General features: G+C 61.7%; 1 protein-coding gene. It reads right to left on the bottom strand.

The window, feature by feature from the left end:
* A partial coding sequence (locus tag ACR9ZK_RS22190) for a 2-deoxy-5-keto-D-gluconate 6-phosphate aldolase domain-containing protein (RefSeq protein ID WP_481344104.1) occupies positions 1-266 on the bottom strand: 266 nt, incomplete at both ends.

Below are 266 nucleotides of genomic sequence, written 5' to 3'. Positions count from 1 at the left end.
AGCCAGGCCCGCGCCGCATCGGAAAAGATCGTTCGCCCGACGGCGAAACCCTTGACCGAGGGTGCGGCCAGCGTCGCCTCGAAGCTGCGGATCAGTTCCTCTGCCGGTGCCTCCAGACCGAGCAACACGATACCCCGGCACCATGGATCATTTGTGGCGATCACGGCATCGATTTTTTTCCACGCGGCGGTCGATTCCTGCGGCTCCAGTTTCCACCAATCCGGTTTGATGCCGAGCGCATAGAGCTCTTCCATGGCGGTCGAGAT

Source organism: Monashia sp. HAY1-5C (assembly GCF_056755255.1).
The sequence above is the reverse complement of the archived record's forward strand: the minus strand, read 5'-3'. Positions and strand labels throughout refer to the sequence as shown.